Raw genomic sequence first — 15318 nt, 5'->3', positions numbered from 1 at the left:
CTATGAAGCAATTCATCATTTACCTACTGCTTGTGATCGCGGCGTTGGCCGGCGTGCAGGCGCAGGATATTCCGCCCAAACCCGATCCGCCGAGGCTCATGAACGACCTCGCCAATCAGCTCAGTCCGAACGAACGGCAGATGCTGGAACAGAAACTCGTGGCCTACAACGACTCCACATCCTCCCAGATCGTGATCGTGACCGTGCCCACATTGGGCGATTACCCCATTGCCGACTATGCATTCAAACTCGGTACCGCATGGGGTGTGGGGCAGAAAGGCAAAAACAACGGGATCGTGTTGTTATGGGCGCCAAAGGAACGAAAAGTATTTATCGCCACAGGTTACGGCCTCGAAGGCGCCGTGCCCGACGCCATTGCCAAACGCATCGTTTCGCAGGTGATTACGCCGCAGTTCAAAGCCGGGCGGTTCTACCAGGGCCTGAGTGATGGCGTCGATATGATATTCAAATACGCATCGGGTGAATACAAGGCCGATCCGAAGGAGAATAGCGGAGAAGGCGACGGCTTCCCTCCCATGCTGATTGTCCTGATCGTATTCATTATTATCCTCATCATCATGTTCCGCAACAGGGGCGGCGGAGGAGGAGGTAACCGCGGCTATCGCAATACAGGCATTCCGCCAATATTCTTCCCCTACACCACACATTCCGGCCGCGGGAGCTCATCGGGCAACTGGGGCGGCTTCGGAGGTGGCGACGGCGGAGGCTTCGGAGGCTTTGGCGGTGGTAGTTTCGGAGGAGGAGGCGCAGGCGGCGACTATTAATCATTGATACATACCATTTGAAAACCAGAATGCGAAAGCGGGTGGAAGGAACCTATCTTCCACCCGCTTTCGCATTTATACCGGAAGGCATTACGTATATTAGTGGCACGCTTTTTTGTACATAAACCATAAACTATATCACCAAAACCTAAACATGATTTATGGAAAGAAAAAGTAATACCGGTTTGGTCGTTGGAATGATCCTGATGACTATTCTGGCGGCGGTGTTCGGATACCTTTATTATAAAGAACACAACATCACACAAAAGCAAGGTACCGACCTCGAAACAAGGGTACGGGAACTGGCAGCCTCCGAAATCAAGCTGGACTCTATTGCCAAGCAGCTCGATGCCCGCATACTGGAAGTACAAAACCTCGGTGGGGATGTAGCTGAGCTGCAAAAAGTAAAAGCCTCCCTCGAAAGCGACCGGGCTGCATTGCGCAAAGGAAATGCATCCATGGGCCGCAAAATCAAGGAATATGAACAATTCCTGACTCAGAAAGATACCGAGATCGCTCAACTGCGTGAGGAAAACCAGCAGCTCATCAGCCAGAACGAAGGCCTTACTCAGGAGCGCAACGAATTGCAAACCAGTCGCCAGGCGGTGCGCGACTCACTCACCGGCGTACAGGCCCAAAACACCGAGCTCGAATCGAAAGTGACGATGGCTGCCGCATTGCGTGCGCGTAATGTGAAAGTGTACGCTGTATCGTCTAAAGGGAAAGTGCGTGAAGGCGAAAATGTGAAATCCAAAAGAATAGATAAGGTCCGTGTGGACTTCATCCTTGAAAAGAACCCGCTCACCGCAACCGACGACAAGACCATCTATCTCCGCATCATCGACCCGAGCGGCGCGACCATTTCAGACACCAAAACAGGCTCCGGCGTGTTCCAATACAACGGACAGGAACAAGGCTATACCATCAGCAAGGACATCAGCTATTCCAACAACAACCAGGACGTAAGTATCATGTACGACCGCGATGCCCCATTCACATCGGGCAAGTATACGATCGAACTATATTCGGAAGGCTTTTCGATCGGCGAAGGATCGTTTTCAGTTAAATAATCCGGCCGTTCGGCCCGTTTGCAAAGCGGTGGCAGTCAACTCAGACTGCTGCCGCTTTTATTTTTATGATTGATTGAAATTTACCCATAATTCCTATCTTGCACGATAAAAACATTCGTTTACGACCCCAAAAACCAAATAAAACACTTCTCCTTATATGTCTTCACAGATTTCCCAAAAACACCCCAAAGGACTGTATGTCTTGTTCTTTGCCGAAATGTGGGAACGTTTCAGCTATTACGGAATGCGGGCCATTCTTCTGCTTTTCCTACTCGATAATATCAAGGGTGGAATGGGAATGAGTGCAGCCGAAGGCACGGCTATCTACGGACTTTATACGGCGTCCGTTTACTTGCTCACATTGCCCGGCGGCTGGTTGGCGGATAACATTCTGGGCCAGAAAAAGGCGATCTGGTACGGGGGGATCATCATCATGCTCGGCCACATTATACTGGCCATACCGGCCGGCTCGGCCATCTTTTTTCTGGGATTGAGCATTGTCGCCGTCGGCACGGGACTTTTGAAACCCAACATCAGCTCCATTGTGGGTGAACTCTACCCGGAAGGCGGCGCACGGCGCGACGCGGCATTCTCTATCTTTTATATGGGAATCAACCTGGGCTCATTCCTCGGCATCCTCATTGTAGGCTACCTTGGCGAGAAAGTCAATTGGCATATGGGTTTTGGTGCGGCTGCGGTGGGCATGTTACTCGGCCTGATCGTGTTCCGTTATGGAAGCGCCACCCACCTGAAAGGGCTCGGTGATGTACCGCCCGCGGAAGAGGCTGGCGAACAAGCCGCCGCATCGCCGTCGGGAGGCAACAAAATGCTGGGTTACGGCCTGATCGCCCTGCTCGTGGTGTTCCTGGTAGTGCTGCAATCGTCGGGAACCATTGACATGACGACCGCGCAAGGCCTTGCACAGGGAGCCGGCATTATCATCGTGTCCATTTCCGCCGCTTACTTCCTGTTCATTCTCGTGGCGGGAGGGCTTACACGCGTGGAAAAATACCGCGTGGGCGTACTGATCATTCTCTTCCTGGCTATCGCATTGTTCTGGGCGGGTTATGAACAGGCAGGCACCTCACTACAGATCTTCGCCGAACGCCACACCCAACGGAACATCGGCGGTTGGGAAGTGCCATCGAGCTGGTTTCAGAATTTCCAGCCTACATTTGTATTGATTTTTGCACCCGTACTCGCGAGTCTCTGGATTTCGCTTTCATCCCGGAACCGTAACCCGTCCATCCCCGTCAAGTTCGCGATGGGCCTGATATTGCTCGGATTGAGCTTTTTCGTGATGGTAGCGGCCTCCAACATTGCCGTACAAGGGGACCTGGCATCGCCGTTTTTCCTCACATTTACCTATTTCCTGCACACAATCGGAGAGCTTTGCGTAAGCCCTGTAGGGTTGAGTTCTTATACCAAACTGGCGCCAAAGCGCTACCTCAGCCAGCTGATGGGCATCTGGTTCGTGGGCGCATCGCTCGGCAACCTCATCGCCGGAATATTCGCGGGAGGGTTCGACGAGTCCAATATCCTGCAAATGCCGGCATTGTTCAATCAGGTCGCCATTGTGACCACCGTCTTCGGCCTCATATTGCTCGCCTTCTGGAAGCCGATCAAGAGCTGGATGGGAGGAATCCACTAAATCATTATATATACTTCAAAAACAAATACACCGGAAAAATGAAATCAGCTGCATTCCGCGCTGCCGCGCTGGCCCTTGTGGTGACCCTGGCAGGATGTAAAAAAGAAAAGGAAGAAACCGACGCCACCAAAGTACCCGGCTTCGATGTCAGCTCGCTCGATTCGACGGCCAAAGCCTGCGACGACTTTGATACCTACGCGAACGGCGGTTGGAAAAAGAAAAACCCGATCCCGGGCACCGAAAGCCGCTGGGGCGCATTCGGGATTCTTGACAAAGAGAACAAGGAAGTACGCCTGAAAGGCATTATCGAGGAAATCGCCCAGGCAAAAGACCGCAAAAAAGGGAGCGAAGAGCAGCAGATCGCCGATTACTACCAGTCGTTCCTCGACACCGCGACGGTTGAGAAGCGTGCTTTGGAACCATTAAAGCCTTACCTCGACAAGATCAATGCGGTGGCGTCACTGAAAGACCTCGCGGCTGTGGCCGGCGAGATGCAGAAAGTGGGCGTCGAAACGGTCACCGGCTTCGGCGTGGAAGGTGATTTGAGAAACAGCAAGGTAAATATCCTTTACCAGGGCCAGGATGGACTGAGCCTTGGAGAGCGCAGCTACTACGACCGCACCGATTCGAGCACCGTGAAAGTTCGCGGCGAGTTCGTGAAGCATATCGACAAAATGTTCACGATGGCCGGATTCACCGACGCCAAGCCCGGACAAACCATTCTCGACTTCGAAACCAAACTTGCCAAGCTGCAACTCACCAACGTCGAACTCCGCGACCCGGTGAAGACTTACAACAAAATGGCCTTCGCGGATTTCGAGAAACTGATCCCCGATTTCGATCAGCGGACATTTGCCGACAAGCAGGACGTGAAAACCGACACGCTCATTGTTCAGAATAAACCTTACCTGCAAAACCTGAACAAACTGCTCAAAGCGACCCCCATTGCAACATTGAAGCTGTATACCAAATGGCAGCTGCTATCACGCTTTGCGGGATTCCTGCCCAAGAAGTTCGATCAGGAGGACTTCCGCTTCTTCGCAACCGTTATGCGGGGCACGAAACAGCAGAAAGGCCGCGTGGAGCGCGCCATCCGTTCAACCGATGGTTTGCTGGGTATGCCGCTGGGTAAGTTATTCGTGAAGAAATATTTCCCGGAAGAAGACAAGAAGAAAGTGTCGGAAATGATCGAGAACGTACGCTCGGTTTACGGCGAGCGCATCGACAAGCTGACCTGGATGAGCGACTCCACCAAGGCGAAAGCGCATAAAAAACTCAAAGCATTTACCTACAAAATCGGCTATCCTGATAAATGGAAAGACTATTCGTCGATCGAAATAGCGCCCGACAAGCTGTTCGAGAATGTCATCGCGGCCTCGCTCTTCCAGCATAAGGAGCAAGTAGAGAAAATCGGGAAGGAAGTAGACAAGAAGGAGTGGCTCATGACGCCGCAAACGGTGAATGCGTATTACAACCCGCTCAACAACGAGGTGGTGTTCCCGGCCGGCATTCTGCAACCGCCATTCTATAACCGGAATGCGGATGATGCGATCAATTACGGAGGCATTATCGCGGTGATCGGCCATGAATTCACGCACGGTTTCGACGACCAGGGCTCGCAGTTCGATGACGAGGGTAATCTCAAAAACTGGTGGACCGCGTCTGACCGCGCCAACTTCGACAAGCTTACCAAACGTTACATCGACTATTTCAGCGGCATCGAAGCATTGCCCGGTTTCAAGATCAATGGTGCATTGACCATCGGTGAAAACGTAGCCGACCTGGGCGGTTTGACATTGGCCTACTACGCGCTGGAAAAATCATTCAACGGCAAAGAGCCGGAGCCGATCGACGGCTTTAACTGGAAACAGCGGTTCTTCCTCGGCTGGGCACAAGTATGGCACATGAACACCACCGACGAGGCATTGCGTAACCAGGTACAAACCGATCCGCATTCGCCGGCGCGCGACCGTATCAACGGCCCGCTGCCGCATCTGAAAGAATTCCAGGCAGCATGGAGCTGCGGTGCCGGAAGCAAAATGGTATTGCCGGATTCCGCACGGGTCGTGATCTGGTAATTTGTCAGCCTGACAGCTTAATCACACCAATACAACTATTTTTCATTTACCAGCCAGATACTTGCTCCGGTAAGCACTCGGGCTACATCCTTTGGCCTGCCTGAATTGGCGGGCTATATTTTTGCTATCCCCCAGCCCCATATCCAGCGCTATTTCGAACACCGACATGTCGGTATCTAGCAGTTTTTGTGTGAATTTCTCGATGCGCAGGTTGAAAATGTACTTGTAAATCGGGTAACCGGTGATTTCCAAAAAACGCTTTTCCAATGCCCTGCGCGAAAGCGGGACCTGTTTCACCACCTCATCCACATGCAGGTTCTTTTCGATGTTTTGGTGAATGTATTTTAATGAAGACGCGATATGGTCGTCGTTGGTGGCGTAAATGTCCGTCGAATGCCTGGTGATAACCTGGGTAGGCCGCACCACCACATCGTAAAAGCCGGCGGTTCCGTGCCTGATCATGTGGTCCAGCAGCTTAGCCGCGTCGTATCCTCCTTTTTCCACATCCAGCGCGATGCTCGAAAGCGGCGGATCGGATAGGTCGCAGATCATTTCGTCATTATCCACGCCGAGCACCGCCACTTCCTCGGGAATGCGGATACCCACGTGCCGGCACGCCTCGGTGATATGCTGGCCCTGGTTGTCGTCGCAGGTCATGAGGCCAATCGGCTTCGGCAGCGATTTCAACCAGCGGCTCAGCGAGCTTGGCTTGTAATACCAAAGCTCCGTAGAACGCGACTTTTTATGCTCGAAGTAATGCACTTTATGACCTTTTTTACGCAAATGCTCTTCAAATCCTTCCGCACGCTCGCGTGACCACACGATGTCGTTGAAACCGTAGAATGCGAAGTTGGTAAACCCTTTTTTCAGAAAATAGTCGGCCCCCATTTGCCCCGCTTCGTGGTAGGCGCCGGTAATGTTGGGGATTTCGGTGAAGCGTTCCTTGAAGTCCTGCGCGATGACCGGGATGCCAGCCCGCAGGATCTTGTCGATTTCCTTGTTGTACAACTGACCTACGATCCCGTCCGCGCCCCATTCGAGGGCCCATTTCAGAATACCGTCAATACCGATCGTTTCGCGGTGGAAAAGCGGCATCCGGCAGAAAATCCACGGCCCGAATTCCTTCGAATACGCATTAATGCCCTTCATGAGGCTCTTGCTATATTCTTCGGCAAAATCGAGAAGGAGTATGATTTTGTACATAGAAGTCGGAAGAAAGTAATGGAAAGGTTACTGCCCGCCTGCAATTAACTCATTTTGAACAGCTCCTTCACACTGGAAACGGTTTCATTATTTACAAGCGGCTTGGCCCAAATACCAATGCTTGCAATGTAACCGAGGGGAATGAGCAGGAACAGCATCGCGAAACGCAGCCCTACCAGCTCCCCCAGCCCACCGACGATCAGCGGAACTACGGCGCCGCCGGCAATGCCCGCGCAAAGAATGCCCGAGAAGGTGCCATGGTGCCGCGGAACGGAATTCAGCGCCAATGAGAATATCACCGAATACATTACGGAAGCGAAAAAGCCTGCCATCGGGAAGCTGATAAACGCCATTTCCCGTGGCCCAAACAAGGCCATTAGCAGTGAAACAATGGCTCCGCAAGTAAAAAATACGAGGACTTTCCGGCTATCGAAGATTTTCAATAGCAGCAGTCCCAGGAAGCATCCGATCGTAAGCAAGCCCCAGAAATAGGATATGACCGAAGCGCCGGTCGTGGCCGGATCTACCCCGTGGTAAGTTTGGAGAAATTGCGAGATCCAGTTGGCAATGCCCTGCTCCGTGCCCACGTAGCAGAATATGCCAAGAAAAAAGAGCCAAACAAGCCGGTTTTTCGCCAACTCGGCAAACGACTTACCGACATCGATCCGCTCGTCTTCCAGCAATTCCACTTTGGGAAATCTCACCATCGCGATCACGGCGGCCATCGCCAGCGCAATCACCGCAAACACCCAGTATAGCGATACCCATTTAAGGCTTTCCGGCACCAGCCCATTGAGCGTGCCGATCAGGAAACCGGAATCGCCATTTGGTGAATGGACATTTAAAACCAAATAACTGTAAAGCAGCGGGCTTAAAAACGACGCGGCGCCGAAGAAAAGCTGCGCCAGCACAGAGTAAAATGCAAATTTCTCTTCCCCGCCCGAAACCCGGAGCAAAGGGTTGATCACCACCTGTAAAATGGCCATTCCAATGCCAATCAGAAAGAGCGAGAACAATGCGATGGCAAAGCCCGGGATCAACGCGAAGAGTAATGCGCCGCCGAATGCTAACAGAAACGCACCGATCAGCATCACTTTTTCACCAAACCGCTCCACCATCAAGCCTGCCGGGATCGACATCACGCCGTAAGCGACGAAGAATGCGAACGGAAGGAAACCAGCCAGACCAATGCTCAGATCGAAACTTTTGACGATATCGGGGATAATCGGACCGAGGATGTTGGTCAGGAATGAGATGACGAAAAAGATCAGGAAGATCAGGATTACGATGAAAATGTTTCTTTGCATAGGGCAGCGCCTGATTTGGTTACCTAATGTTTATGTATAAATCCGGATTGCATCAATCGCCCAGCAATGCTGCCGCACCGAGCAAAGCGATGTTTTTGTTTTCGGATATCAGCAATGTCAACTTCTTCAAAGACTCGGGATAAGCGAAATCCTGGATACTTTCCAGCATACTTTCCTGGAAAAACCGGTTGGCCTGGGCAATGGAGCCACCCATCACGATGGCTTCGGGATCGTAGGTGTACATAATCGCCTTGATCACCGCTCCCAAATGCACGCCAAATTCCTCCCATACTTCGATCGCCTTCCTATTCCCCTGCAAGGCCGCCTCGTGCGCCGCATAGGCGTCTATGCCGAGTGAATCTTCGAAAAAACGGTTGCAGACGTAATTTTCGAGCACCGAATCCTTGTAGGGCAGCATCCCGATCTCGCCGGCGCCGCAGTTCTTGCCTGCGTACAAATGATTGTCGATGATAATGCCCGAGCCCAGCCCCGTACCGATTGCCATCCCGATCACCGACCGGAATTTCCGCGCCAGCCCGAACCGATGCTCGCCGAGGACGAAGCAATTCACATCGTTGTTCACCGAAACCGGCAGATTGAACTCCTTTTCCACAATATCGCGCAGCGCAACTTCCTCCCACGAAGGGATGTTCAGCACGTTGTACACAATGCCCTTGCTAATATCCACCACCGACGGCACACCGATTCCGATGCCCTTTACGGGAAAGGCCGTCAACGGACGTATGACGTCCATCAGTTGGTCGAGCGTTGCCGACAGCGAATGTTTGTTGGCCAGTAATGTCTGATTTTGCCGGGTAATATGGCCACCCGATTCGATACCGGCACGGATGTTCGTGCCACCGATATCTACACCAATGTTCATCGACGGTGAGGAGTTGAGCTGTTAGCTGCGTGATACGATCTGTTCAGTTAACGGGCTGTGACTACGCTGCTGCGGCTCGATCGTCCGGCCAGATCGAAGCTTTTGAGCGTCACGGTACCTGAAACTTTCACAGGGCTTTCATACAGCTGTGATTGTTCGGTAGGTTCGGAGCCGTCGGTGGTGTAGCGGATCGCCAGGCCGGGCAGTTCCACATTCGCTTTCAGCATTCCGTTTTCTATGACCGCGCCGGGTTGAGGCAGGCGGTAATTGTAGCCCCCGTTTATATACTTTAGTCTCGGGAGGTGCTTTTGGGCTATCGAGTTGGCGAAAATATTCCAGCCTTCGGCCATCATCGCCTTTCTGGCGGCATCGTCGGCCACATTTTCCCACTTCCGCTCGGCAGCCCAGGCGCTTTCCGAGAAGCCCAGCAGTTTGGGAAGGATCGAATATTCCATCATATCGCGGCCTTTGATCGTTTCGCTCCAAAGCTGCGCTTCTATGCCGTACACATTTTTGCGGGCTTCGGGCTTCATCGCCTGCTTTCCTGCAAATTCCTCTTTCATCGGCTTGCCCATGGAGGTTTCCTCGGTCGTACGGAACATATTGAATGGCGCAAATGCCCAGTTATCGCGCGTGTCTACGAATCCGCCCCAGTACAGGCCCGGCTCTTTCGGATCGTTGTTGTACGACATGTCGAAATAGAAGTTGGTCACATTGCAAAGCACCACCTGATAACCCGCATTGGCCAATCGGTTACCCAGATCGACATCGTACACATTGTTCCAAACATATGGATACACCTGGTGCCCTACGAACTCGGGATTTGCCAGGTAGGCGCCTTTCTCCGTCTTATTCAATGCGATTTCTTCCCAGCCGTGCACCTTCAGGTTACGCTTTTCAAGCATCGGGAGCAGTTTTCCGAAAAAGTAGCTCTGCAAATAGCGCGGGCCTTTGATCTCGGGATGTTCCTGCAACAATTTGGCAGCCATCGGTGATTTCGTCCATACGCCATCCGCCACCTCGTCGCCGCCAGTGTGGAATGTATCCATTTTCAAACCTGCCTGCTCGTAGAGCTTCGCGATTTCATCTACCACTTTCACAAAGAAATTGTAGGTCGATTCCCGCGCGACGCTCACGACGTTATTCTTATATCCTTGTGCCGAAATGTAAACCGACTTGTCGTCCGGGTCGATCAAACGGTATTCATTGGCCTCTTTTTCCTTGCCTTCCTTCATCAACCGCTCGTAGCGCGCCTCCATGGATTTGATCGCCGCCAGCGCGTGGCCGGGGAAGTTCAGTTCGGGAATGATCTTGATGTGCCGCTCGTGCGCGTATTTGAGTATTTCAATGAAATCCGCTTTGGTATAATAGCCGCTTCCGTGCTTGCCTTTCTCATTGGCAACAGGCCCCGACCCGTAGCCCGGATGCAATGCATTCGCGTTCATACCCGATGTGTGCTGGCGTTGCGCGCCTACCTGTGTGAGCTCCGGCAAGCCGTCTATCTCGATCCGCCAGCCTTCGTCTTCCGTGGTATAAAGCAGCAGGTGGTTCACCTTGTAGCTCGAAAGCAGGTCGATAATCCGCTTCACCGATTCCTTCGTCTGGAAGTTACGTGCCACATCCAGATGCAGGCTTCGGAACTGGAAACGCGGCGCATCCTGTACCTGCACGAACCCAAAGCCGATCGACGCTACGGGTTTCTGGTACGAATCCGTTGGTGCGAGTTGCAAAAGGCTTTGCACGCCGTAGAACACGCCCGCCGCGTCGCTGCCTTCGATGGTAATGCCCGTTTGAGCGATATTCAGGGTATAAGCTTCGCTGGAAATGCCGTTCACGGCCACTTTGCCGGTTTTCAGCACAATGGCCGCCTCTTCCGACGAAGGCTTGTTAGGAAGTCCCGCCTGAATGGGCAGGTCTGTTCCCGTCAATGTCTTCAATTTACTGATCAGATATCTCGCCTCGGTTTCAAGCCCTTCCTGGTAATACACATTGGTTTTGCCTGTCATCGTAAATGTGCCCGCGCCCGGAATCAGCTTCACAGGACTTGGGATGATTTTCAGAAGCTGCTCCTCACCTATTTTGGTAAATCCGGCATTGGCTTTAAACCGCGTTTCGGCAGTCGGGACTTCTTTCAAATCCATTTTGCCGCGGAGGATCTGCTCCTTCGTCGTGAATGGCTCGATGGTGTAATCAGCCACTTGCACAATGTCCTTTTCCTTGCCCTCATTGTCGTAAAACACAAAATACAGGCCCAGCGGCGCGTCCGTTTCCTTAATCACCCCTTCGGTACCGGTGTATTTGATCACCACCGAATCGCCCGGCGCGAGTTTGAAATCTTTGGCCGCGAGCATCTGGTACCAGTCGCCATTGATATGCTCGATCACAGCCGGCTGAGGTGTTTGATTGGATTGAATGGGCCTCGGCGACATGTTCCAGAACAGCCGCCAGTTGGAGCCGTCAAGTGTAAAATCGCTGCCGTTACGGATCGTAAACTGCGCTTCAAACCTTCCCTCGGGTTCGATAAAATTGCTCACGAGCTTCCAGGAAACCGCAATTTTTTCGGCCTGTTCTTTGGATACATTGCCCGATTTGTTGCAGCTCGCCAACAGCAGTGCACCAAACAGGATCAGGGAAAGCGGGAATAACTTCTTCATAGGGTTCAAAAAGGCTTGGATGATTTTCCGGGTGTTCGGAATACAACTTCCTAATTACTGACAATTGCGCAAAATATACTAGTGAAGGGTGCAAAAAGCGTCACGGATAGCCCATTCAGCGGCCTTGTCCGTACTTAACCCTTAAACGGTTGATATGGAAAATCCTTCGGTCCCGTCGTCGAGATTACTTTCGCTGGATGCAATGCGCGGTTTCACGATCGCGGCCATGATTATGGTCAATTTCCCCGGGCACGAGGACTACGTTTTTCCAACGCTCCGGCATTCGAAATGGAACGGCCTCACGTTTACCGACCTCATTGCGCCCACATTCCTTTTTATCGTAGGCGTGTCGATCACGCTGGCTTATTCCAAAAAGCGGCTTTCCAATGCGCCGAAAAGCGGATTGTACCGTAAGATCGTCATCCGCTCGCTTAAAATATTCGCGGTAGGCATGTTCCTCAACATGCTGCCCGACTTCAATTTTTCCGACCTGCGCTACACCGGCACCCTACACCGTATCGCGATCGTGTTCCTCGTGTGCGCGATCCTCTTTCTGAACACCAGCTGGAAACAGCAGCTCGGTATTGCCGTTGGCATTCTCGTTCTCTACTGGCTCGCATTAACGGGCATTCCCACCCCGGGGATCGGCAAAGTAATGCTGGAACCGGGCGTGAACCTTGCAGCCTGGGTTGATCAGCAATATCTGCCGGGTAAAATGTGGCAGGGCAACTGGGACCCCGAGGGTATTCTCAGCACATTTCCGGCCATCGCCACCACCATCACAGGCATCCTGGCGGGCAGGCTCATGCTCTTACCCTTTTCTCCGAACGAAAAAAGCAATTTCCTCCTCACTGCCGGCTTCGCCACGGCCGCGCTGGGCTACTTCTGGAACCTGATTTTCCCGGTGAACGAAAACCTCTGGACGAGCTCGTTCGTGCTGGTAACGTCCGGCTTCGCTTCCATGCTGTTCGGGGCGCTATACTTCCTTATCGATATCCGCGGCCGAACGGCGGGCATTGCGCCGGGCGTCATTTTCGGGGCCAATGCCATTGCCGCATATGTGCTGGCCGATTTGCTGGCGCTCATTTTCTACATCATGCCCGTCGGCGGCGACACCCTGAACCACCGCGCGGTGCATATCCTCACGCAAGTCGGCCCGGACCCGCGGCTGGCGAGCATGATTTACGCACTCTTTTTTGTGTGCATCAATTTCATCCCCGTTTACCTGCTGTACAAAAAACGAATTTTCATCAAGCTCTGACCCATGCGTTACGGAACACCACAGTGGTTGCTCATCCTGCTGATCTTGACCTTTCGGACCGGCATTGCCCTTCCGCAGTCCATTGACCTTTCCAAAAGCCAGATTTACAGTCCAACCGGCAAGGCTACCCTGCTCCGAAGCATTGAAATACTGCAAAATGAGGTGGAAAAGCGGACGGGCATCCGGCTATCCGTAGCGAAAAAACTTCCCAAAGCCGGCAATGTTATCGTAGTAGCCCTCGAAAGCGACGCCACGCAGCTGCCCGCGCAATACCGAAATGCGATAGCCCCATTGCCCGAAACGAAAAGCGAAGGTTTTAAAATTGCCGTAGCGCCCGCCAATTCCATCATTATTGCGGGAAAAGATGCGCGGGGGATTCTGTACGGCGTGGGAAGATTCCTGCGAAAAGCGGACATGACGCCCGGCAAGTTGCAGGTAAGCCAAAACATTGCGCTCAGTACCAGTCCGCGCTACCCGATGCGCGGCCACCAACTCGGTTACCGCCCCAAAACGAACGCTTACGATGCATTTACGGTTGCCGCTTTCGACCAATACATTCGCGAACTCGCACTATTTGGTGCCAATACCATAGAAATACTCCCTCCCCGCACGGACGACGACGCGACCAGCCGCCACATGAAAACCCCCGCCCCGCAAATGATCGTCGAGCAATCGCGCATTTGCCGGTCCTACGGGCTGGACGTGTCGATATGGTATCCCAACATGGGCAAAAACTATGTTCATCCGGATTCCGTCGCGAAAGAACTGGCGGAACGCGACCAGGTGTTCGCGAGCCTGCCCAGGCTCGATGGCGTATTCGTGCCCGCGGGCGACCCGGGCGAACTGGAACCCGACGTGCTTTTCACCTGGCTCGAAAAAGAAGCGGCGGTGTTGCAGAAATACCATCCCAATGCCAAAATATGGGTATCGCCCCAGGTTTTCCGGCCCACGCAAAAGTGGTTCGATGCGTTTTTTAATCATGCCAATAAAGGCTATCCGTGGTTTGGCGGGGTGGTTTTCGGGCCCTGGGTGAAAATCCCGGTGCAGAAGATCCGCGAAATGCTTAAACCTTCCATCCCAATTCGCCATTATCCCGACATTACCCACAATTACTCCGCGCAGTACCCGGTACCGCATTGGGACCTCACGTGGGCGATGACGCTCGGGCGCGAGAGCATTAATCCCCGCCCGATGGACGAAAAAGCCATTCACAATGCATTGGACGAATATGGAATCGGCAGCGTGAGCTATTCGGAGGGCACCAACGACGACGTCAACAAATTTGTATGGAGCGACCAGGACTGGGACCCCGAAATGCCGGTAATGGAGACGCTGCGCGATTACAGCCGCTTGTTTTTAGGTTCTGAATACAAAGAAGCAGGCGCTCAGGCCATCGCGGCGCTCGAAAAAAACTGGCGCGGCGAAGTGCTCACCAACGACGCCATTGATATGACGCTCCGCCAATGGCAGCTGCTGGAAAACAATGCCCCATTGGACCTACTTCAAAACCCGCGCTTCCAGATGGGCCTGATCCGCGCCTATTTCGACGCTTACACCCGCCAGCGGCTCATTTACGAAACCGAACTGGAACAACAAGCCCGGCGCGCATTAGCCTCGGCGGGTAAGTCGGGAGCAGTGAAAGCAATGCGCGATGCGGATGAAATTTTGCAAAAAGCCTGGAAAGAGCGTATCCTGCCCGATTACCAGCAAAAATGCCAGAATCTGGCAGACTCGCTGTACAAAAGCATCGGCGCGCAGCTGACGATGCAGAAGCACGGTGCAATGTCAGGAAGAGGGAACTTTATGGATCTGATCAACATGCCGCTGAACGATGCGCCCTATTTGCTGGATCAGTTCAAAAGAATAGAAAGACTAAGCAGCGAGGCGGAAATGCTGCGGGAGATCGACCAGCTCCTGCATCGCACCGATCCCGGCCCGGGCGGTTTTTACGACCATTTCGGCGATCCGGAGAGCTGGTACCGCGTGGTGCCCGGCCTGCCGTGGGAACAAGATCCGGGCAGTTTACAGTCGCCGCGGATCGGCTTCGGGGTGGGCCTGGTGGGTGAAGAGTGGGTGGACGAAATTCAGGCGACGGGCTTTAAAGGACAGGTCACGCCCCGCGTGTGGATGAAGCAGGCCAAAACGCTGTACGACCAACCGCTGCGCATCCGCTACGAAACCCTCGATCCCGATGCGACGTACCGCATGCGCATTTCCTACACGGGCCGCTTCCGCTCGCGCATGAAAATGACCACCGACGACGGCATGACGATCCATGATTTTATCCAAACCGGCGAGCAACCGACATTTGAATTCAACATTCCCAAAAGCTCGACTGCGGATGGTAAAGTTACCTTCGAATGGACTTGCGGCGAAGGTGAACGCGGCTCGCAGGTGACGGAGATCTGGTTGATGAAACAATAATA

Annotated in this window: 10 protein-coding genes; 6 read left to right on the top strand and 4 right to left on the bottom strand. The window is 53.1% G+C overall.

Annotated elements, in window-relative coordinates:
- The first annotated feature begins 2 nt into the window (after positions 1 to 2).
- The 4 genes from DFER_RS21600 to DFER_RS21585 all read left to right on the top strand — a co-directional run bounded on the left by DFER_RS21600 (position 3) and on the right by DFER_RS21585 (position 5584).
- Entirely contained in the window at positions 3 to 785 is a 783-nt protein-coding gene (locus DFER_RS21600) for a TPM domain-containing protein (protein ID WP_015813779.1), read from the top strand.
- 161 nt (positions 786 to 946) lie between these two features.
- Complete coding sequence (locus DFER_RS21595) at positions 947 to 1855, top strand: DUF8428 domain-containing protein (protein WP_015813778.1); 909 nt, start codon at positions 947 to 949, stop codon at positions 1853 to 1855.
- Positions 1856 to 2012: 157 nt separating this feature from the next.
- The gene (locus DFER_RS21590; protein ID WP_015813777.1) at positions 2013 to 3506 is read left to right on the top strand and encodes a peptide MFS transporter; all 1494 of its coding nucleotides are present in this window, start codon (positions 2013 to 2015) and stop codon (positions 3504 to 3506) included.
- A gap of 38 nt (positions 3507 to 3544) precedes the next feature.
- Positions 3545 to 5584, top strand: a complete 2040-nt coding sequence (locus DFER_RS21585; RefSeq protein WP_015813776.1) for a M13 family metallopeptidase — start codon at positions 3545 to 3547, stop codon at positions 5582 to 5584.
- 42 nt (positions 5585 to 5626) lie between these two features.
- On the opposite strand, the gene DFER_RS21580 is transcribed toward DFER_RS21585, so the two are convergent.
- Genes DFER_RS21580 through DFER_RS21565 form a run of 4 tightly spaced genes read right to left on the bottom strand, consistent with a single transcriptional unit; the run spans position 5627 to position 11631 of the window.
- Positions 5627 to 6787, bottom strand: coding sequence for an AraC family transcriptional regulator (locus DFER_RS21580; RefSeq protein WP_015813775.1), 1161 nt, complete (start codon positions 6785 to 6787; stop codon positions 5627 to 5629).
- Between the two features lie 44 nt (positions 6788 to 6831).
- Entirely contained in the window at positions 6832 to 8094 is a 1263-nt protein-coding gene (locus DFER_RS21575; RefSeq protein WP_015813774.1) for an MFS transporter, read from the bottom strand.
- A 52-nt stretch (positions 8095 to 8146) separates the two neighbouring features.
- Positions 8147 to 8977, bottom strand: coding sequence for an ROK family protein (locus DFER_RS21570; protein ID WP_015813773.1), 831 nt, complete (start codon positions 8975 to 8977; stop codon positions 8147 to 8149).
- A 47-nt stretch (positions 8978 to 9024) separates the two neighbouring features.
- Complete coding sequence (locus DFER_RS21565) at positions 9025 to 11631, bottom strand: family 20 glycosylhydrolase (protein WP_015813772.1); 2607 nt, start codon at positions 11629 to 11631, stop codon at positions 9025 to 9027.
- Between the two features lie 154 nt (positions 11632 to 11785).
- On the opposite strand from DFER_RS21565, the gene DFER_RS21560 reads away from it, so the two are divergent.
- The gene (locus tag DFER_RS21560) at positions 11786 to 12892 is read left to right on the top strand and encodes an acyltransferase family protein (RefSeq protein WP_015813771.1); all 1107 of its coding nucleotides are present in this window, start codon (positions 11786 to 11788) and stop codon (positions 12890 to 12892) included.
- Positions 12893 to 12895: 3 nt separating this feature from the next.
- Positions 12896 to 15316, top strand: a complete 2421-nt coding sequence (locus DFER_RS21555) for a beta-N-acetylhexosaminidase family protein (protein ID WP_015813770.1) — start codon at positions 12896 to 12898, stop codon at positions 15314 to 15316.
- Positions 15317 to 15318: the final 2 nt, after the last annotated feature.

Origin of the sequence: Dyadobacter fermentans DSM 18053 (assembly GCF_000023125.1) — a bacterium.
Lineage (GTDB): Bacteria > Bacteroidota > Bacteroidia > Cytophagales > Spirosomataceae > Dyadobacter > Dyadobacter fermentans.
The sequence above is the reverse complement of the archived record's forward strand: the minus strand, read 5'-3'. Positions and strand labels throughout refer to the sequence as shown.

Excerpts from the sequence above, each read along its gene's own strand:
- DFER_RS21555 (WP_015813770.1), top strand. The coding sequence starts at position 12,896 with ATGCGTTACGGAACACCACAGTGGTTGCTCATCCTGCTGATCTTGACC.
- DFER_RS21565 (WP_015813772.1), bottom strand. The coding sequence starts at position 11,631 with ATGAAGAAGTTATTCCCGCTTTCCCTGATCCTGTTTGGTGCACTGCTG.
- DFER_RS21590 (WP_015813777.1), top strand. The coding sequence starts at position 2,013 with ATGTCTTCACAGATTTCCCAAAAACACCCCAAAGGACTGTATGTCTTG.
- DFER_RS21580 (WP_015813775.1), bottom strand. The coding sequence starts at position 6,787 with ATGTACAAAATCATACTCCTTCTCGATTTTGCCGAAGAATATAGCAAG.
- DFER_RS21575 (WP_015813774.1), bottom strand. The coding sequence starts at position 8,094 with ATGCAAAGAAACATTTTCATCGTAATCCTGATCTTCCTGATCTTTTTC.
- DFER_RS21585 (WP_015813776.1), top strand. The coding sequence starts at position 3,545 with ATGAAATCAGCTGCATTCCGCGCTGCCGCGCTGGCCCTTGTGGTGACC.
- DFER_RS21595 (WP_015813778.1), top strand. The coding sequence starts at position 947 with ATGGAAAGAAAAAGTAATACCGGTTTGGTCGTTGGAATGATCCTGATG.
- DFER_RS21570 (WP_015813773.1), bottom strand. The coding sequence starts at position 8,977 with ATGAACATTGGTGTAGATATCGGTGGCACGAACATCCGTGCCGGTATC.
- DFER_RS21560 (WP_015813771.1), top strand. The coding sequence starts at position 11,786 with ATGGAAAATCCTTCGGTCCCGTCGTCGAGATTACTTTCGCTGGATGCA.
- DFER_RS21600 (WP_015813779.1), top strand. The coding sequence starts at position 3 with ATGAAGCAATTCATCATTTACCTACTGCTTGTGATCGCGGCGTTGGCC.